This window comes from Nocardia sp. NPDC004340 (genome assembly GCF_053602575.1).
In genome coordinates, this window is sequence record NZ_JBSGDW010000016.1 from 47,684 (window position 1) to 66,068 (window position 18,385).

General features: G+C 69.1%; 18 protein-coding genes. 6 read left to right on the forward strand and 12 right to left on the reverse strand.

Annotation, left to right across the window (positions count from 1 at the left end; genetic code table 11):
- Window positions 1-65 precede the first annotated feature (65 nt).
- Together ACWEOI_RS33725 and ACWEOI_RS33730 are read right to left on the reverse strand one after the other, a co-directional pair.
- Window positions 66-1,475 (reverse strand): pentapeptide repeat-containing protein, encoded by a 1,410-nt coding sequence (locus ACWEOI_RS33725; RefSeq protein ID WP_433672229.1) that lies wholly within the window; start codon window positions 1,473-1,475, stop codon window positions 66-68.
- 205 nt (window positions 1,476-1,680) lie between these two features.
- A complete protein-coding gene (locus ACWEOI_RS33730; protein ID WP_452362205.1) occupies window positions 1,681-2,904 on the reverse strand; it encodes an MFS transporter in 1,224 nt (407 codons plus the stop codon).
- A gap of 91 nt (window positions 2,905-2,995) precedes the next feature.
- Between ACWEOI_RS33730 and ACWEOI_RS33735 the strand changes: the two genes are divergently transcribed.
- Window positions 2,996-3,316 carry an ArsR/SmtB family transcription factor gene (locus ACWEOI_RS33735; protein WP_379278789.1) on the forward strand — a complete coding sequence of 107 codons (321 nt, stop codon included), beginning with the start codon at window positions 2,996-2,998 and terminating at the stop codon, window positions 3,314-3,316.
- Window positions 3,317-3,481: 165 nt separating this feature from the next.
- On the opposite strand, the gene ACWEOI_RS33740 is transcribed toward ACWEOI_RS33735, so the two are convergent.
- From ACWEOI_RS33740 to ACWEOI_RS33760, 5 genes are all read right to left on the reverse strand, one after another.
- Entirely contained in the window at window positions 3,482-5,629 is a 2,148-nt protein-coding gene (locus tag ACWEOI_RS33740) for a protein kinase domain-containing protein (protein ID WP_452362206.1), read from the reverse strand.
- Window positions 5,630-5,713: 84 nt separating this feature from the next.
- Complete coding sequence (locus ACWEOI_RS33745; RefSeq protein WP_452362241.1) at window positions 5,714-7,003, reverse strand: M16 family metallopeptidase; 1,290 nt, start codon at window positions 7,001-7,003, stop codon at window positions 5,714-5,716.
- Window positions 7,004-7,151: 148 nt separating this feature from the next.
- Window positions 7,152-9,413 (reverse strand): polyribonucleotide nucleotidyltransferase, encoded by a 2,262-nt coding sequence (locus ACWEOI_RS33750; protein WP_452362207.1) that lies wholly within the window; start codon window positions 9,411-9,413, stop codon window positions 7,152-7,154.
- A gap of 448 nt (window positions 9,414-9,861) precedes the next feature.
- Window positions 9,862-10,131 (reverse strand): 30S ribosomal protein S15, encoded by a 270-nt coding sequence (gene rpsO / locus ACWEOI_RS33755; protein ID WP_213556830.1) that lies wholly within the window; start codon window positions 10,129-10,131, stop codon window positions 9,862-9,864.
- A gap of 133 nt (window positions 10,132-10,264) precedes the next feature.
- Entirely contained in the window at window positions 10,265-11,224 is a 960-nt protein-coding gene (locus tag ACWEOI_RS33760; RefSeq protein WP_433672225.1) for a bifunctional riboflavin kinase/FAD synthetase, read from the reverse strand.
- Window positions 11,225-11,398: 174 nt separating this feature from the next.
- On the opposite strand from ACWEOI_RS33760, the gene ACWEOI_RS33765 reads away from it, so the two are divergent.
- Complete coding sequence (locus tag ACWEOI_RS33765; protein ID WP_433672224.1) at window positions 11,399-12,172, forward strand: iron dependent repressor, metal binding and dimerization domain protein; 774 nt, start codon at window positions 11,399-11,401, stop codon at window positions 12,170-12,172.
- Window positions 12,173-12,203: 31 nt separating this feature from the next.
- Here the strand turns inward: ACWEOI_RS33765 and ACWEOI_RS33770 are convergent, their stop codons facing one another.
- A complete protein-coding gene (locus tag ACWEOI_RS33770; protein WP_452362208.1) occupies window positions 12,204-12,665 on the reverse strand; it encodes a phage tail protein in 462 nt (153 codons plus the stop codon).
- Between the two features lie 178 nt (window positions 12,666-12,843).
- Between ACWEOI_RS33770 and ACWEOI_RS33775 the strand changes: the two genes are divergently transcribed.
- A complete protein-coding gene (locus tag ACWEOI_RS33775; protein ID WP_433672222.1) occupies window positions 12,844-13,116 on the forward strand; it encodes a hypothetical protein in 273 nt (90 codons plus the stop codon).
- A gap of 18 nt (window positions 13,117-13,134) precedes the next feature.
- Here ACWEOI_RS33775 and ACWEOI_RS33780 read toward each other — a convergent pair whose 3' ends face one another.
- Window positions 13,135-13,857 (reverse strand): SDR family oxidoreductase, encoded by a 723-nt coding sequence (locus tag ACWEOI_RS33780; RefSeq protein WP_433672221.1) that lies wholly within the window; start codon window positions 13,855-13,857, stop codon window positions 13,135-13,137.
- A 397-nt stretch (window positions 13,858-14,254) separates the two neighbouring features.
- Complete coding sequence (locus ACWEOI_RS33785; protein ID WP_452362209.1) at window positions 14,255-14,533, reverse strand: hypothetical protein; 279 nt, start codon at window positions 14,531-14,533, stop codon at window positions 14,255-14,257.
- Between the two features lie 429 nt (window positions 14,534-14,962).
- Here ACWEOI_RS33785 and ACWEOI_RS33790 point away from each other — a divergent pair, with 429 nt between their 5' ends.
- Window positions 14,963-15,370 (forward strand): YciI family protein, encoded by a 408-nt coding sequence (locus tag ACWEOI_RS33790; RefSeq protein WP_433672220.1) that lies wholly within the window; start codon window positions 14,963-14,965, stop codon window positions 15,368-15,370.
- On the forward strand, window positions 15,367-16,512 hold the full coding sequence (locus ACWEOI_RS33795; RefSeq protein WP_452362210.1) for an RNA polymerase sigma factor: 1,146 nt from the start codon (window positions 15,367-15,369) through the stop codon (window positions 16,510-16,512). Before ACWEOI_RS33790 ends, ACWEOI_RS33795 begins: the two co-directional genes overlap by 4 nt.
- Before the next feature lie 8 nt (window positions 16,513-16,520).
- Here the strand turns inward: ACWEOI_RS33795 and ACWEOI_RS33800 are convergent, their stop codons facing one another.
- Window positions 16,521-17,120: a TetR/AcrR family transcriptional regulator gene (locus ACWEOI_RS33800; protein ID WP_452362211.1), complete on the reverse strand. Its 600-nt coding sequence runs from the start codon at window positions 17,118-17,120 to the stop codon at window positions 16,521-16,523.
- 60 nt (window positions 17,121-17,180) lie between these two features.
- Between ACWEOI_RS33800 and ACWEOI_RS33805 the strand changes: the two genes are divergently transcribed.
- Window positions 17,181-17,918, forward strand: coding sequence for a nuclear transport factor 2 family protein (locus tag ACWEOI_RS33805; RefSeq protein WP_433672217.1), 738 nt, complete (start codon window positions 17,181-17,183; stop codon window positions 17,916-17,918).
- Window positions 17,919-17,921: 3 nt separating this feature from the next.
- Here ACWEOI_RS33805 and ACWEOI_RS33810 read toward each other — a convergent pair whose 3' ends face one another.
- Window positions 17,922-18,383, reverse strand: coding sequence for a PaaI family thioesterase (locus ACWEOI_RS33810; protein ID WP_452362212.1), 462 nt, complete (start codon window positions 18,381-18,383; stop codon window positions 17,922-17,924).
- Window positions 18,384-18,385 lie beyond the last annotated feature (2 nt).

The window sequence follows — 18,385 nt, forward strand, 5'->3', positions numbered from 1 at the left end:
CGCTCGTCTGCAAGCTATCCCACGGCCGAGTTCCGGGCAAAACGGGCGACGGGCCCGCGGTTGGTTCAGGAGGCGAGTTCGGAGGCGGATTCGGCCAGCACCGGCGGCCACGGCGTCGGGGAGATATGCGACGGCTTGGTGGCGGGGCTCTCGTCCCAGTCGAAGTGGACGCCGACCCACGCCTTCGGGCGGTCGAAACTGACCTCGCGGGCATCGAAGGCGGCACGGCGGAAGGAGATGTCGCCGAAGAAGTCACCCCCGGCGAAGACCACCTTGCGGCCCCCGAAGACGGTGTCGGCGAAGGAGACCGTGCCGTGGTACTCGGTGCGCGCGAACGACACTTCCTGGGTGCGGCCGGTACGCCAGCGGATCTGCGTGCCCAGGTGGGCGCAGTCGAAGGAGCTGGACTCGGTGTAGAAGCGGGAATCGGCGAAGGTGACTCGCGCGCCGGTGAATTCCGCGCCGGTGAAGGTGATGCGGTCACCGTCGAACACCGCACGCTCGAAGGTGGTCTGATCGGCGGCGAAGACGGCATTGGCGAAGCTGGTCCGCTCCCCCGCGAACGTGGTGCGGTCGAACGCCGTTCGCGTGCCCCGGAATTCGGCGCCCTCGAAGCTGCCGCCGCTGCCGAAGGTGGCCTCGGCGAACGTCGCGGCGGTGTCGTCACGGTCGGCGCGGTGCACGGCGGTGTGGGTGAAGATCGCCTTGTCGAAGACGGCGGCGCTGCGGAAGATGGCCCCGCGGAAGGTGACCCGCTTGCCGAGGAACCGCGCCTGCTCGAAGGTGACCGTGCGGCCACTCAGGAACATGGCGTTGGTGAAGCGGGTATTGCGGCCCGCGAAGACCGCGTAGCGGAAGTCGGCGTTCTCGAAGACGGCGTCGGTGAAGTCGAAATCGCAGGAACTCCAGCGGGTCTCGGCCGAGGGGCGCAGGTGTTCGGCGATCACCCGGACGATGGTGTCGCGGACCTGCCGGTCGTTCTGGCGGTAGGTGTACACGCGCTCGACGGCGGTGCCGTGGTCCTCGATGCGCTGGGACTTGGAGACCAGGTGACTGGCGCCCTCCTCCGGCTGATACGGCAGCCGCAGGTAGCCGCACAGCACATCCACGCACTGCTGGCGCCGCCAGCGCGCGGAGAACTCGTCGGCGACCCCGGCCATGGCGTAGACCCCGGCGATGCGGACCGCCACATCCGGGTCGCCGAGCTGACCGGCGGCGGCCCCGAAGACCTCGGCGAAGCGGCCGCGCTCGGCGTCGCGCTGCTTGCGGTAGGCCACCACCAGCGCGACCGCGCCGCCGATGCCCGCCGCCACCGCGAGCGAAATCCGGCTCAGGTCCAGCTGATTCGGCGTCTCGGCCTTGGCGCCGAGGAACCGCCACAGCCCCCACCAGGTGAGGCCCGCGATGGCGAGCCCGCCCGCCACCGCGGCCAGCACCGACACCAACAGACCCGACCGGTGTACCGTCCGGCTCACCACCCCACCGAACCTCCACCGCCGCATAGCCGAAGAATAGCGATCCGGGACGCGTCACGCATCGGATGCGGCAATTCCACCCCGACTTCGCGCACCCGAAAAACCGGGCACACCAAATCGTTTCGCCCGGAATGCCGCGTCCGCCCGGCGACCAGGGGGTCACCGGGCGGACGCGGATCCGACCATTCAGGAAGCGGGCGACCGTTCAGGCCGCTGCCGCGGTGGCCGCTTCCACATTGCGGCGCAGGCCGATTCCGGCCGCCCCGAGGCAGGCCAGCGCGACCACCGCGACGAACCACGGGAACACGGTGCTCAGGCCCCAGGTGGTGGCCGCCCAGCCCGCGACCACGGTCGGCACCGCCATGGCCGAGTAGGCCAGCAGGTAGTAGGCCGACATGGTCTCGCCGCGCTTGTGCTGCGGCACCACATTGGACAGGTGCCGCAGCGACCCGCCGAAGCCGAGACCGAAGGTGCCGCCCAGGGCAAAACCCGCCAGCAGCACCAGGACCCAGTTGTGGGTGTTCAGCGCCGGAATGGTGAGCAGCAGCGCGATCGCCATGCCGATGTCACCGGCGATGGCCGCGCGCCGCGCCGGAATCCCGCCCGCCACGGCCTGGGCCAGCGCGCCCGCGGTCGCCGTGGAGGCCACCACCGCGCCGCCGAAGACCAGGTTGTGGATGCCGGTCTCGGCCGAGGCCAGCGAGGGGTACAGCGACAGCAGCACGCCCAGCACCGACCAGGCCGCCATCACGCCGAGCGCGGAGAACCAGAAGTCGCCGCGGATCTCCTGCGGCACGGCCGGTTTGGCGATGGTGATGCGCTGCTGGGCACGCGCCCCGTGCGGCTCGCGCAAGGCGAGCACACCGGCCGCGATGAGCACACACACCAGCGTGATCACCACGTACGGGGTCCGCAGCGGATAGGGCGCGTACTGGGCCAGCACCGCCGAGCCCAGAATCGCCACGGCCATACCGACATTGAAGGCCACCCCGGACAGCTGGCCCGAGCGCGCGCCCGCCTGCGGCCGCAGATCCAGCAGCGCCGCCGCGCCCGCCACCACGATCGCGCCGACCGCGGCCCCGTGCAGGGCCCGCGCCAGCAGCAGCATGGCCACATTGTCGGCGAGCAGGAACACCACCAGGCCGACGATCATGGTCGCGAACGCGCCGAGCAGGACCGGCTTGCGACCCACCACGTCCGAGATCCGGCCCGACACCAGAACCGCGCCGAGCGCGGCCACCGCGTAGACGGCGAAGACGAAGGTCGTGGTGAGCGGGGAGAAATGCCAGCTGCGTTGATAGAGCCCGTACAGCGGGGCCGGTGCCCCCGAGACGCCGAGTGCGACGCCGCTGGCCGCGAGCACGAGCGCGTACGCCCAGCTCTGAGTGCCCTGCTCCGCGTCGGTCTCCACCGCCGTTGCCGATGCCATGCCGGCCTCCATCAGGTAAGTTTGAATCTTATCGAACTCACCGTATCCAAGGTTCGACAGTTATCAAACTAGTTTTCCCGTGAGGTAGGTCATGACCGACACCGACGCGCTGCCCGCCGTGGCCCCGCTCCCCGCGGTGCTCGGAGCCCTCCAGGACCCCGTCCGCCTGGAAATCGTCCGCCGCCTGGCCGACGCCGGCACCCCCCTGCGCTGCGGCCTCACCTACGACGGCGTCAGCAAGTCCACCGCCGCCCACCACTTCAAGATCCTCCGCGAAGCCGGCGTCACCGAACGCGTCACCATCGACGGCAACACCCACCTACGCCTCCGCGCCGACGACCTCGACGCCGCCCTCCCGGGCCTGCTCCCCGCCGTCCTCGCCGCCGCGAACCGCGAACACGCGCCGGAGTAGCGCGCCCCGCCGCGCCAGGCGATCGACCGCGCGCTGACTACTGCTCGGCGAAGGACAGCCGCCAACTTCCCGGACGGTGTCGACGGGGCGCGGGAAACTGGCCGCGCCCGTGAAGGTTTCGACCACGCGCCACTTCGGTGGCGCTGGCCCCTCGCCCGCGACGGGTCAGGACTGGGTGAGCGGCAAAGACTTCCACCAGTCGATGACGCCGGTCGGGGTGGTGGGGATGCCGCGGGTGTACATGAGGAATTTGTCGCGCTTGGGGTCGTCGAAGAACGAGGTGGCGAAGACCGTGGACGGGACGTCGGGGGTGGCGTCGAAGCGGTGGTTGACGTACTGCTTCGCGCCGCAGAACTCCTTGAAGGTCAGATCCTCCAAAGCGCTTCCGGCCGGGCGGATCCGGCGGGCCGCCGAACGCGCCACCGCGGCGGAATCGTAGGCGAAGACGATGTACTCGCGGACTTCGTGGTCGGCGGAGTACTGGCAGTCCCAGGCCGCGGCCCAGCCTTCGAAGGCGAAGGGCGGCAGGAAGTCCTTGGTGTCGTGGTCGACCACGCGGCAGCTGGCCGAGTTGAATCCCGAGCCCAGTTCCGGAGAGCGCGGCACCAGTCCCGGGAAAGCCGCACTGATCTGGGCGATCTCGGCGGCGGCCGCCTTCGGCTTGGCGCCGCGGCCGGACGGGCTCATCACGAACACCACCACACCGAGCGCGACCGCCAGGCCCACGCTCATCACCACCAGCATGCGCAGGCCGCCCAGCCACCGGCCAGTACCCGGAGCGGTCATGCGCGGTGGCGGCGACTGATGCCGGTCCGTGCGCGGCCCGGACAGGGCGGGAATGTCGGTCAGCCGGCCCGAACGCACCGCCGCCGATTGCGGAATCCGCCGCGCCCCGGTCGTTTCCGACGGCGACGTCCGCCGCGCCCCGGTGGCGTCCGGCTGGTGCGCTCGCCGGGCTCCGGTGATCTCCGAGGGATGGACTCGCCGCGCCCCCGTGGTCTCCGAGGGATGGACACGTCGCGCGCCGGTGGTCTCCGACGGGTGCACGCGCCGTGCGCCGGTGGTCTCCGACGGATGTCTTCGGCGCGCGGAGGAATCCGGTTGCGATCCGCGTCGCGCCCCCGACGCCTCGGACTGCTGGCCCGGCCAGACCGCGGGTGTGTCCGGCTGCTGCACCCGACGCATCCCCGACGTGTCGGACTGCTGCCCGGGCCGGGGTGGCGCCGTGTTCGACTGCTGGCCCCGCCGCGTCCCCGAGGAGTCGGACTGCTGCCCGGGCCAGGGTGGCGGCGTAGTGGACTGTTGCCCCCGCCGCACCGCGCTGGGGTCCGATTGCTGCCATCGACCCGCCGGTGAATCCGTTTGTGCCGCTCGCGAACCCGGCGTGTTCCGGGTCCCCCGGCGGCCGGTGGCCGGCCCGGCGGGCCGCCGCGCGGACGGATCCGCGTCTCTGCGGCGCGGTGCGTGTGAGCTCTCGACCTCGGTCCCCTCGGCCAGCGCGCGTTGCGCGGCCGCCGCGAAGTCCGAACAGGTCGGGTATCGGTCGTCCGGGTTCTTGGCCAGGGCGCGGGCCAGGACCGGATCCAGGGTCGCGGGGAGGTCGGGTCGCAGGCTGGCGATCGGGGGCGGGTTGTCGTACAGGTGGGCTTTGACGATCGCGCCGAGGTCGTTCGCACGGAAGAGCGGCACCCCGGTCAGCAGGCGGAACAGGGTGCAGGCCAAGGAGTATTGGTCGGCGCGGTGGTCGACCGGCTGGTTCTGCAACTGTTCCGGGGAGGCGTAGGCCAGGGTCGCCATGACCGAGCCGGACCCGGTGAGGCGGCCGGTGTCCTCCTGTAGTCGGGCGATGCCGAAGTCGGTGAGCAGCACGCCCGCCTGCTGTTCGCGGGTCTCGCGGGCCAGCATGATGTTGGCGGGCTTGACATCTCGGTGCAGCACGCCGACCCGGTGCGCGTAGTCGAGGGCGTCGGCGGTGGCGGCGACGATCTCGACGGCGCGCTCGGCGGTCATGTCGGTGACCGATTCGGCTTCGATGCCGTCGACGTACTGCATGGCGATCCACAGTCGCCCGTCCTCGACGCCGCGGTCGTAGACGGTGACCACACCGGGGTGATTCAGCCGGGCCGCGAGGTCGGCCTCGCGTTCGAATCGAGCGTGAGTCTCGCTGTCGCCGTGGTACTCCGCGTTCAACAGCTTCAGTGCGATCCAACGCGGCAGGCGTGGATGGCGTGCCAGATACACGGCACCCATCCCGCCGCGTCCGAGCTCACGTTCGATGACATACCCGGCGAAGTTCTCACCTGGTTCGACCACGACCCCTCCCATTCCGGCGAGGTGATCATAGCCACAAACGGGCATACCTCACCGGCGGCTGGAGATTACCGCCGAGTAAGTATTTCAGCCGACCAGATTCCGCACGGATGCGGGCAGGTCGCGGGTGCGCCGGTACGGTCCGGCCACCGCCGCCCCGAACGGTCGCGCCAGCAGGCTCGTCGCGATCGAGGACACCTCCTCGGTGGTGACTTCGTCGATGCGAGCGAGGGTTTCGGACACACTGCGGTGATTGCCGTAGCTGAGCTCCGACCGCCCGATGCGGTTCATCCGCGATCCGGAGTCCTCGAGCCCCAGCACCAGTCCCCCGCGCAGCGAACCCTTGGCGCGAGCGCATTCGGCGTCGGTGATGCCATCGGCCGCCACCTCCTCGAGCACGCCGTGCGCCAGAGCGGCTACGCGACCGAGGTTTTCGGGCTGGCAGCCCAGGTACACCGAGAACGCGCCGGTGTCGGCGAAGGTGTCGACACTGGAGTACACCGAGTACGCCAGCCCACGCTCCTCCCGAATGCGCTGGAACAGCCGCGAACTCAGGCCGCCGCCGAGCACGGTGTTGAGCACCGACAACGGCCAGCGCTTCTCACCCTCGTGCCGGCCGAAGGCCCGGGTGCCGAACACCAGGTGCGCCTGCTCGCTGTCCCGGTTGATGCGCAGCAGTTCCGGATTGCCGCGCGGCCGGAACCTGCCCTCGCGGCGCGGCGCCGGCTCCAGTCCGGACTCGAGCCGATTCTCGAAGGCGCGGAACACCAATTCGACGACGTGCTCGTGCTCGATATTGCCCGCGACCGCGACCACCATCCGGTCGGGCCGGTAGCGGCGCAGGTGGAACGAGCGCAGCTGGTGCGCGCCCATGGCCTCGATGGTCTCGACACTGCCGATCACCGGACGTCCGATGGGGTGATCGCCGAACAGCGCGGTCAGGAAGGCATCGCCGACCAGGTCCTCGGGATCGTCGTCGCGCATGGAGATCTCCTCCAGCACGACCTGCCGTTCCACGTTCACGTCGTCGCTGCGGCACAGCCCGTTGAGCACCACGTCGCTGACCAGGTCCACCGCCAGCGGCAGGTCCTCGTCGAGCACGTGGGCGTAGTAGCAGGTCTGTTCCTTCGCGGTGAAGGCGTTGAGCTCGCCGCCGACCGCGTCCATGGCCTCGGCGATGTCCAGGGCCGAGCGCGAGGGCGTGGCCTTGAACAGCAGATGCTCGAGGAAATGCGCGGCGCCGGCCACGGTCGGGCCCTCGTCGCGCGAACCGACACCGACCCATACCCCGATCGAGGCCGAGCGCACGCCCGGCACGTGCTCGGTCACGACCCGCAGGCCGCCGGGCAGGACGGTCCGGCGCACTCCGATATCCATTGCGGGAGACTCGTTCCGGTCGATCGCCAGCGCAGAACCCCCCTGCTCCAGGTTGCGGAGCAAGGGGGCGTTGTTCTGCGAGGAGTCCTTCGCGGTGCGCGCGGAACCCGCGCGCACCGCGGACTGCTTCTTCGTCACAGAGAAATGATTACTCTGCGTTCGCGTCGACCGCAGCAGAGGTCGCGGAGTTGTCCGAATCCTCGTCGATCGGAACCAGCGAGATCTTGCCGCGGTTGTCGATGTCGGCGATCTCGACGCGGATCTTGTCACCCACGTTGACCACGTCCTCGACCTTGGCGACGCGCTTGCCGTTGCCCAGCTTCGAGATGTGGACCAGACCGTCGCGGCCCGGGAGCAGCGACACGAACGCGCCGAAGGCGGTGGTCTTGACGACCGTGCCCAGGAAGCGCTCGCCGACCTTCGGCAGCTGCGGGTTGGCGATGGCGTTGATCGCGTCGATCGCGGCCTGCGCCGACGGGCCGTCGGTCGCACCGACGAACACGGTGCCGTCATCCTCGATGGAGATGTTGGCGCCGGTGTCCTCGGTGATCTGGTTGATCACCTTGCCCTTGGGTCCGATCACCTCGCCGATCTTGTCGACCGGGATCTTGATGGCGGTGACGCGCGGAGCGTAGGGGCTCATCTCGTCCGGGGTGGCGATGGCCTCGGCCATCACGTCCAGGATGGTGTCGCGGGCGTCCTTGGCCTGGTTCAGCGCGCCGGCCAGCACCTGCGACGGGATGCCGTCGAGCTTGGTGTCGAGCTGCAGGGCGGTGACGAAGTCGCGGGTACCGGCGACCTTGAAGTCCATGTCGCCGAAGGCATCCTCGGCGCCCAGGATGTCGGTGAGGGCCACGTAGCGGACCTCGTCCTCACCCTTGTCGTTCTTCACGGTGTCCGACACCAGGCCCATGGCGATACCAGCGACGGGGGCCTTCAGCGGCACACCGGCGTTCAGCAGCGACAGGGTCGAGGCGCAGACCGAGCCCATCGAGGTGGAACCGTTGGAGCCCAGCGCCTCCGACACCTGACGGATGGCGTAGGGGAACTCCTCCTGCGAGGGCAGCACCGGCATCAGGGCGCGCTCGGCGAGGGCGCCGTGGCCGATCTCGCGACGCTTGGGCGAACCCACGCGACCGGTCTCACCGGTGGAGAACGGCGGGAAGTTGTAGTGGTGCATGTAGCGCTTGGAGGTCTCCGGGCCGAGCGAGTCGACCTGCTGCGCCATCTTCACCATGTCGAGGGTGGTGACGCCCAGGATCTGGGTCTCGCCACGCTCGAACAGCGCCGAACCGTGCGCGCGCGGCACCACGGCGACCTCGGCCGACAGCGCGCGGATGTCCGCGAGGCCACGACCATCGATGCGGAAGCTGTCGGTCAGGATGCGCTGGCGGACCAGCTTCTTGGTGACCGAGCGGAAGGCAGCGCCCAGCTCCTTCTCACGACCGGCGAAGGACTCGGCCAGCTCGGAGAGCACGGCCAGCTTGATCTCGTCGATGCGCTCGTCGCGCTCCTGCTTGCCCGCGATGGACAGCGCCTCGTTCAGCTCACGCTTGGCGGTGCCCTCGACGGCCTCGTAGGCGTCGGGCTGGTACGGCAGGAAGATCGGGAACTCTTCGGTCGGCTTGGCCGCCAGGGCGGCCAGGTCGGCCTGCGCCTTGCACAGGCGGGCGATGAACGGCTTGGCGGCCTCGAGGCCTTCGGCCACAACGATTTCCGTCGGGGCGGAGGCGCCGTCGGCGATCAGGGCCAGCACGTTGTCGGTGGCCTCGGCCTCGACCATCATGATGGCGACGTCACCGTCGACCACGCGGCCGGCGACGACCATGTCGAACACGGCGTTCTCGAGCTGCTCGACGGTCGGGAAGGCGACCCACTGGCCCTCGATCAGGGCGACGCGCACGCCGCCGACCGGGCCGGAGAAGGGCAGGCCCGCGATCTGGGTGGACGCCGAGGCGGCGTTGATCGCGACCACGTCGTACAGATCCTTCGGATCCAGCGACATGACGGTCACGACGACCTGGATCTCGTTGCGCAGGCCGTCGACGAAGGACGGGCGCAGCGGCCGGTCGATCAGGCGGCAGGTCAGGATCGCGTCGGTGGAGGGGCGGCCCTCACGACGGAAGAACGAGCCGGGGATGCGGCCCGCGGCGTACATGCGCTCCTCGACGTCCACCGTCAGCGGGAAGAAGTCGAACTGATCCTTGGGCTGCTTGGAGGCCGTGGTGGCCGAGAGCAGCATGGTCTCGTCGTCGAGGTAGGCGACGACGGAACCCGCGGCCTGCTTGGCGAGGCGGCCGGTCTCGAAACGGATGGTGCGAGTACCGAAGGCGCCGTTGTCGATCAGGGCGACGGACTCGAATACGCCGGGCTCGACCTCGGCGGCGGAACTGGTCTGGGTGTCGGACATCTTTGTTATCTCAACCTCTCGTCTTCGCCGGATCCGGCACGTGTTCGTTCACGTGCCCACCGGCAGGCAGCCGTACCCGGCATGGGCGCGTGGCAGCCCTCGTGGCTGCCGCAACGCACACCCGGCCGGTATCCCCTTGGATACGGCGACGCGGAGGCGGTCATCGATCGAAGCCCTCCGGGCGCGCATGGTTCATCTCATACTTCGCGCCCCGAAAAGCCACTACCGAAGACCGACGCCACGCGACGGGTGCATACGGCTCGTGTTGGCGTATACCCGGCCGTGTTCCCCCTCGTGGGGAACCTCCGGCCACATATACGAAAGGCCAACGAGAAGGATTCTATGCCTCCCCGTTGGCCGGTTCGTCAACTACCTCTGCGAACAGAGGTCAAGTCCCTCGGCTGGCCGAGAGAGTATCCCTCGGCGGACCGAGAGAGCGCCACTGAATTCAGCGACGCAGGCCGAGACGCTCGATCAGCGAACGGTAGCGGTTGATGTCCTTGTCCTGCAGGTACTTCGACAGCCGCTTGCGACGACCGATCAGCGCCATCAGACCGTGGCGGGTGTGGTGGTCGTGCTTGTGCTTCTTGAGGTGCTCGGTGATGTCGGCGATCCGCTTCGACAGCAGCGCGATCTGCGCCTCCGGGGAACCGGTGTCCTTCTCGTGGACGCCGTACTCGGCGAGAATGGCCGACTTCTGCTCAGTGGTGAGAGCCACAGATACTCCTTGTTTCAGACCGCGCTCGGAAGTGACCGGGAAAACCCGGTTGGGCGCCACCGCGGACCGCAGCAAACCCGACGGGCCAGCTTACCGGAGCACCTGGTGTCGCGGAAATCGGCCCTGGCGTGCCCTACTCCTCGACTTCGCCGCCGAGGACCTTGCGGGCCTGATCGCAGTCGCGGCGGATGGCCTCGACCAGTTCCTCGATCGATTCGAACTTGCGCATGCCGCGCAGCTGCTCGACGAAGTCGACGGCCACGTGCTTGCCGTAGAGGTCGGCGTCGAAGTCGAGGATATGGGGCTCGACGGTGCGGTTGCGGCCGTCGAAGGTCGGGTTGGTGCCGACCGAGATGGCGGTCATGTGGCGTTCGCCCGCCAGCGGGTCGCCGGGCTCGAGGACGGTGAACCAGCCCGCGTAGACGCCGTCGGCGGGGATGGCGGCGTGCATGGTGGGGGCGACGTTGGCGGTCGGGAAGCCCAGGCCCTTGCCGCGGCCGTCGCCGTGCACGACCACGCCCTCGACGCGGTGCGGGCGGCCCAGCGCCTCGGCGGCGGCGCCCACATTGCCCTCGGACAGGCAGCCGCGGATGTAGGTGGAGGAGAAGGTGACCGCGTGCTCGCCCAGCAGCTGCACGCCGTCGACCTCGAAGCCGTAGCGGTTGCCCAGCTCGCGCATGGTGTCGAGGGTGCCGGCGGCCTGCTTGCCGAAGGTGAAGTTGTCACCCACCACGACCTCGGACACGTGCAGGCGGTTCACCAGCAGTTCCTCGACGTACTCCTCGGGGGTGAGCTTCATGAAGTCGCGGGTGAACGGCATCACCACGAAGACGTCGATGCCGAGTTCCTCGACCAGTTCCGCGCGCCGGTCCAGGGTGGACAGCTGCGGCGGATGCGTTCCCGGGCGCACCACGTCCACCGGATGCGGGTCGAAGGTCATCAGCACCGACGGAACGCCGCGCACCGCAGCGGATTTCACCGCGCGGCTGATCAGCTGGGTATGCCCGCGGTGCACGCCGTCGAACACCCCGATGGTGAGGACACACCGGCCCCAGTCCGCGGGCATCTCCTCGAGGCTTCGCCATCTCTGCACACCGGAAGCCTACGCAAAGCGCGTCTCGGACAATATTCCGCCGTGCGGAAGACCACGGCCGGAAGCATGCCCGTCACCGTGTGTTCACCGGTCCGGGGCGCTCGGTGGCGGGTGCCTCTACCAGCGAGCGCGCCGATGTGTGAAACCGCGCGGCATGTGCCTAAGCTCGGTTACGTGCCCGGAAAACGAGACATCGCCACCCGCCGCGAGCTGGCCGATCCGTCCGCACCTTCCGAACTTCACGGGACCACCCTCACCGCCGCGAGCGGGGCGTCCAGCGTCGCACCGGTGCTGTCGTCGGTGGCCCAGGACTATCTGAAAGTGATCTGGACCGCGCAGGAGTGGTCGCAGGAGAAGGTGTCGACGAAGCTGCTGGCCGAGAAGATCGGCGTGTCGGCGTCGACGGTGTCCGAGGCGGTACGCAAGCTGGCCGATCAGGGCCTGGTCGAGCACGCCCGGTACGGGGCCATCACCTTGACCGAGGACGGGCGGCGGGCCGCCATCGCCATGGTGCGGCGGCACCGGCTGATCGAGACCTTCCTGGTCAACGAGCTCGGCTACGGGTGGGACGAGGTGCACGACGAGGCCGAGGTGCTCGAGCACGCGGTGTCGGAGACCTTGATGGAGCGGATCGACGCCAAACTCGGGCATCCGGACCGGGATCCGCACGGCGACCCGATTCCGTCGGTGGACGGGGCGGTGCCCACTCCCCCGGCACGGCAGCTCAGCGATTTCGGCGCGGGTGAATCCGGGCGGGTGGCACGGATTTCCGATTCCGATCCGGCGATGCTGCGGTACTTCGATTCGCTGGGGATCGCGCTGGATACGCCGATCGCGGTGGTGGAGCGACGCGACTTCGCGGGAACCATCGCGGTGCGGGTCGACGAGCGGACCATCGATCTGGGCAGCATCGCCGCCGAGGCCATCTGGCTGAGCGAAGCCCACTAGTCCGGGTCGGACGCCGCCATCTCGGCGAGGTTCAGTACTCGCCCTTGATGACGAAGAAGGACCCTCGAATGGTGCCCGCCAGCTTCGACTTCTGCCGGGCGAATTTGAACGAGTCCAGCTCCTCGGGGATTTCCATGCCGTCGGAGAGTTTGAATCCGACGGCGCGCTTGCCGGAGTCCGCGAGGGTGTACATCACGTTGATCGACAGGCCGCTCTCGTAGAAGACATAGGCCATGCGAATGCCCTCGACCTCGAATTCCGTTGCCTCGAGCGGCTTCGACTCGATGACGATCCCGCGCTCGTCGGCGAGAATCCTGCTCACCCAGGCGATGGTCTTCTTCGCCTTGCTCGCGGGCTCGACCGTGAAGACGTGGTCGTATTTGTTCTTGAAGTAGCGGGCTTCGTTGGCCCGCAGGCCCGCCAGGGCGGGTGCGACCGGGGACGACTCCAGGCCGACGGTCGAGACCGTGGTGAAATCCACCGCATAGGACATGCCGAATCTCCTGAACGTGTCGGTCGTTTCGTGCCGGACCCTGCTCTCGAATTCTGCGCAATCCTAACTTCTTCGGACGGCCGTCCCGGTTAACCCGCGCCCGGGACTTCCGATAAGTACTCTTTGCCGCGGCATCACCCAGATGCCGGTGCAGCACAGCCATATCCGAAGGACCCGTATGAAGCGCGCATTCGTCACCGGCGCGGCCGCCGCCGCCCTCACCCTCGGCACCGTGGCCTCGGCCGCCGCCGCTCCCCTCGCCCTCGAGCCCGCTCCCGCCCCGGTCGCGGACAGCGGCAGCGGCGGGGGCGGCAGCGTCGGTGTCCTGGAGTACGCCTACCAGCACGGCGGCATCCCCGAGCTGGCGAGCAACCTGCTCAGCTACGCGCTGCTCTCCCCTTCCGCGGTGGCGTGCGGGCTGTCGGTGGACTGCACCCACATCACCCTCTGATGTGCGCCCGGCACCGGCTCACACCAGCCGGTGCCCGCCGTCCACGTGCGCCACGGTCCCAGTGACGAACGCGCTCCTCAGCAGCGAAACCACCGCCACCGCAATGTCTTCCGGCTGCCCCAGCCGCCGCGCGGGCAACTTCTCCGCCATCGCCCGCCACCGCTCCTCCTTGTCCGGCCACGGCATCGCCTCCCAGATCCCGGTCATCACCCACCCCGGTGACACCGCGTTCACCCGGACCGGCGCCAACTCCACCGCGAGCGCCCGCACGAGTCCCTCCAGCGCCGCGTTGACCGCCGCCACCATCGCCCCACCCGCCGCCGGGCGATACGCCGCGATACCGGAAACAACAGTGAGCGACCCGTTCTCGCTGAGCCGCGCATGCTTCGCCAGCAACATCGACCCGATCAATTTCGTCTCGATGAATCCGCGCCCCTTCTCGAAATCGAACGTCGAGATCGGCCCATAGGCCCCCGCCACCTCCGCCGCGGTACTGATCACATGGTCGACGGTCCCCACCGTCTCGAACACCCGCGAAACCTGCCCCTCATCACTGACATCCGCCGCGACGGCGCTGACCTTCCCGTCCCCCAACTCCCGCACGGCATCGGCCAGCCGTTCTTCCGACCTTCCGACGATCACCACCTCATACCCCTCCGAGAGCAGCGAATCGGCAATGGCGAACCCCATTCCCGACCCACCTCCCACCACAACCGCGCGCCCAATCCCGTTTTCCGTCATGCCATTCAGCCAACCGCCGCGGACGCCCCCGGTCCACGACGCTTCCCCGAACCCGCCTTAGCTCCGACCTAACACCCCCGATCACCCGATCGAGGCAACCCGTTCACCGCGTGAAAGGTGATCCGAGGCTCCCCGACAATCCCGGCCCGCCCGGCAACCGGCATGAGCCGCTCAGCAACAAACCGCCGAAACGCCCCCTCCGATTCCCACACCTCCACAACCCGAATCCCGTTCTCCGTGGCCACAACCCACCCGAACAACCCCCCATCCGGCATCGCCCCACCGGCAGGCGCCCCCGCCATCTCCATCACACACGCGTACTGCTCGAGCGTCACCCCGTCGAACTCGATCTCCACCCCGACCACCATGTCCGGTCCCCCTTTCACTATCGAGAAACCTATTGGGCCAGACCACTCCCACCCCAGCACGCCCCCGAAACTCGGGGCTGTAGCAGCGGCTCCGGACCAGCCCGAATCCGGTGTACTCGCCACACGCGTGTCGCTCCGCACGCTCCTTCTGCGGCCCTACCGGCTGCGAGCACCGTGCCATCGGCAAGGACTCCGAGTGTGCGACGCCAGCCCGCGGCGATTGCTACGACGTCCCGCCAGGCAGCTACGTCGCATTGCCCGTCGCTGTTCCATCCGGTCGCCAGCAAGGTCAGCGACTGGCGCGACATCGTCGCCGTTTCGGCCGGCCGCCAGTGCCGACGTGCGCGCTTTCATCCGGGCCTCCCGACCAGTCGAGGTAATGGACGATCAGCCCCTCGGCCTTGCCGAAACCGCCGACCACTTCCGAGGGTGAAGTCGACGAAAACCGTTCTCCGCCAGCCACTACGCCAAGTCCGCCCGATACTCGGCCGATACTACGGCGACCGCTGCGGGCGGTTGAACCGACGTGAGCAGCGAACCGCGGCTGCCCGCGCGGGGTCGGCGCGGGAGGGGTAATGGCGGTGAGCCTGGTCGGCGGGCTGATGCGGTCGCTGACACGCATTTCGGTCGCATCCGAAGTTTGTGTGCGGTGGGTGTCGAGAATGGGCGGGTGGCTCCGTCCCAGGGGTGACAGACACATTCGACCGGGCTGGTCGAAGCGAACCTAGGGAGACATCATGGCCAAGTATCTGCTGCTCAAGCACTATCGGGGCGCGCCGGCGGCGGTCAATGACGTGCCGATGGACCAGTGGACGCCGGAGGAGGTGACCGCGCATGTGCAGTACATGCGGGACTTCGCGGATCGGCTGGAGCGGAGCGGGGAGTTCGTGGACGCGCAGGCGCTGGCGCAGACCGGGACGTGGGTGCGGTCCGACGGGGAGGGGCAGCCGCCGGTGACCGACGGGCCGTTCGCGGAGACGAAGGATCTGATCGCGGGGTGGATGGTGATCGACGTGGACTCCTACGAGCGGGCGATCGAGCTGGCCGGGGAGTTGTCGGCGGCGCCGGGAGCGGGCGGGAAGCCGATCCACGAGTGGCTCGAGCTGCGGCCGTTCCTGAACGAGTCGGCGACGGCGACCGAGTGAACGAGGCGCTGCTGCGTGCGCTCGTCCCCGCGGTGATCGGCGTGCTCGTGCGCCGCGGGGCCGAGTTCGCGGCCGCCGAGGACGCGGTGCAGGAGGCGCTGATCCGGGCGTTGGAGACGTGGGACGCCGATCCGCCGCGGGACCCGAAAGGGTGGCTGGTCGCGGTCGCTTGGCGGAAGTTCCTGGATGCCGCGCGGGCCGAAACCTCGCGGCGGGGACGGGAACTCGCCGTGGAGGAGGAGCCCGCGGCGGGGCCGGTCTCCGCGACCGACGACTCGCTGTGGTTGTACTTCCTGTGCGCACATCCCTCGCTGTCGCCGGGGTCGGCGGTGGCATTGACGCTGCGGGCGGTCGGCGGGTTGACGACCCGGCAGATCGCGGCGGCCTATCTGGTGCCGGAAGCGACCATGGCGCAACGGATCAGCCGGGCCAAGCGGCGGATCACGGGGCAGCCGCTGGATCGGCCCGGGGACCCGGGGACGGTGTTGCGGGTGCTGTATCTCGTGTTCAACGAGGGGTACAGCGGGGATGTCGACCTGGCGGCCGAGGCTATTCGGCTCACGCGGCAGCTGGTCGCGGCGACCGAGGAGCCCGAGGTGTCGGGCCTGCTCGCGTTGATGCTGCTGCATCACGCGCGCCGCGCGTCCCGCACCGGGGCGGACGGTCGGCTGGTGCCCTTGGCGCAGCAGGACCGATCCCGTTGGGACACAGTCCTGATCGCCGAGGGCGTGGCGATTCTGCAAGCCGCCCTGGCCCGCGACCGGCTGGGCGAGTACCAGGCCCAGGCCGCGATCGCCGCCCTGCACGCGGATGCCCCGAGCACCGCCGAGACCGATTGGGTGCAGATCGTCGAGTGGTACGACGAACTGCTGCAGCTCACCGACACTCCCGTGGTGCGGCTGAACCGCGCGGTGGCGGTCGGCGAGGCGGACGGGCCGCGCGCCGGGCTGGCGGAGTTGGCCGACCTGGACCCGAATCTGCCGCGCCACACCGCGGCTCGCGCCTACCTCCACGAACGTGCCGGTGACCTCGGACAGGCCGCGGACCTCTACGCGGAGGCGTCCCGTGTGGCCACCACCGTGCCCGAGCGTGACCACCTCACCCGGGAGGCGGCCCGGGTACGGCAGGCGCTGCGCTCCTGAGCCCGTGATCAGGACCGGGTGACGGCTCCGAGCTGTGGCACGAGTTGTGTTGCGACAGTGGAGACATGCTCGACGAAGGCGGCCCGGTCGGTGCCGAGGCTGCCTTCGGTCCACTCCACGAACAGGGAGATGATCGCCCCGAACAGCGCGGAGAACTGCATCCGGATCGCGGGGTCGTCGGGTGATCCGGCGACGAGATCACCGAGCGTGGCGGTGGTGATGGCCGGAAGGGTGTCGCGGACGTAGCGGCGCAGGCGGGCGTCGGCGACGGGTTCCATCAGCAGGATCCGGCAGATTCGCGGGTCGGACTCCATCAGCCGGGCGGCCGCGTCGAACAGCCCGGCCAGATCGCGGGCGCCGATGGCGGGCCGGATGGCCTCCTCGAGTCGCACGAGCGCCGCCATGTACACGGCGTGCAGCAGGTCGTCGATGTCGGCGAAGCTCTCGTAGAAGAACTTCTGACTCAACCCGGCCGCACGGCACACGGCCCGCATGCCCAGTGCGGCAACGCCTTCCGTCCCGACGATCTCGGTCCCGGCCTCGATGAGCCGGACGCGCCGGTCCGCCACCCGGTCGTCGGTGCTGCGTCCGCCATAGCTCCTTGACACACCGAGACGATATCAGGAAGCATCTGCTTCAGAAAGCAGTTGCTTCCCGATGGAGTCGCGATGTTCACCGACCACCAGTTCCAGCAGGCCCTCGCACAATCCCGCCTGGCCCAACCGATCCCGAAGATCCTGGGCAACCGAGCCGCCCCGGTCGAAGTCCTCGACGAGCAGGCTCTGACCGCCATGACCACCCGGTGGTTCGACGAATACGAGCAGAAGATCGCGTTCTACGCCGACCACGGCCTGGACATCGCCTGGACCCTGGACTGGGCCAAGAAGTACTGGTGGAGCTGGCAAGCCCGCGATATGAGCTACAACCACGAGCTCTACACCCCCGACCTCCGCTACAAGGACGTCACCACTCTGGGCGCCACCATCGTCGGCCTCGACGAGTTCGTGGCCTACAACTTCGCCTTCTTCGACGCCATCCCCGACTGGCGCTACGACCCCATCCCCGGCCAGTCCTTCGTCGACATCACGCCCGGCGGCGAGGTGCGAATAGTGGTGCGCTACTACGGCAGCGGCCATCTGCGCGGGCCCTTGAAACTGCACCCGTACGGCGACGACGCCGTCTCCATCCCCGGCAATGGCGCCTTCGTCCAGTGCACCGCCGTGGACCGCTACCACTTCAACACCGACCACCTCATGTACGAGGGCGAAACCCTCTACGACCTGGTCGACGCCGTGCAGACGGCCGGCTTGCTACCGGGCCCGAAGACGGGCTCCTTCCGGTGGATGATGCGCGGCGCGGCCCTAGCGACGCGGGCGGCAACGGCCCTCGGCCGCAGCGCCCGCTGACTCTCACTTCGACGCGTTCCCGGCGGCGGGGAGTTCGATATTGCGCATGGTGACCAACGCGGTCGCGCACAAGGTCTCCTCGCCCTGGTCGACGCCGAAGACGTCGGCCGCCGCGACCGTGATCGCCTTGCCGGGCTTCACCACCCGCCCACGCGCCACGATCATCTCGCCGCGTGCCGGCGCGAGCAGCTTGACCGTGTAGTCGACGGTCATGTTCACCCACCCGACCGGCAGCAGGGTGCCCGCCGCCGACCCACCCGCGAAGTCCGCGAGCGAACCGATCACCCCGCCTTGAAAGTTCCCGTTGTGCTCGGTCAGCTCCGCGCGGTACGGCTGAATGATCTCCGCCTCCCCCGCGGCCACCCGGCCGAACGAGAACCCGAGGTGCTTCGCCGCCGGCATGCTGAGGACCACCGCCCGCACGGCCTGTAGGACTTCCGGATTCGCCGTCTCCCACTCGCTCATAC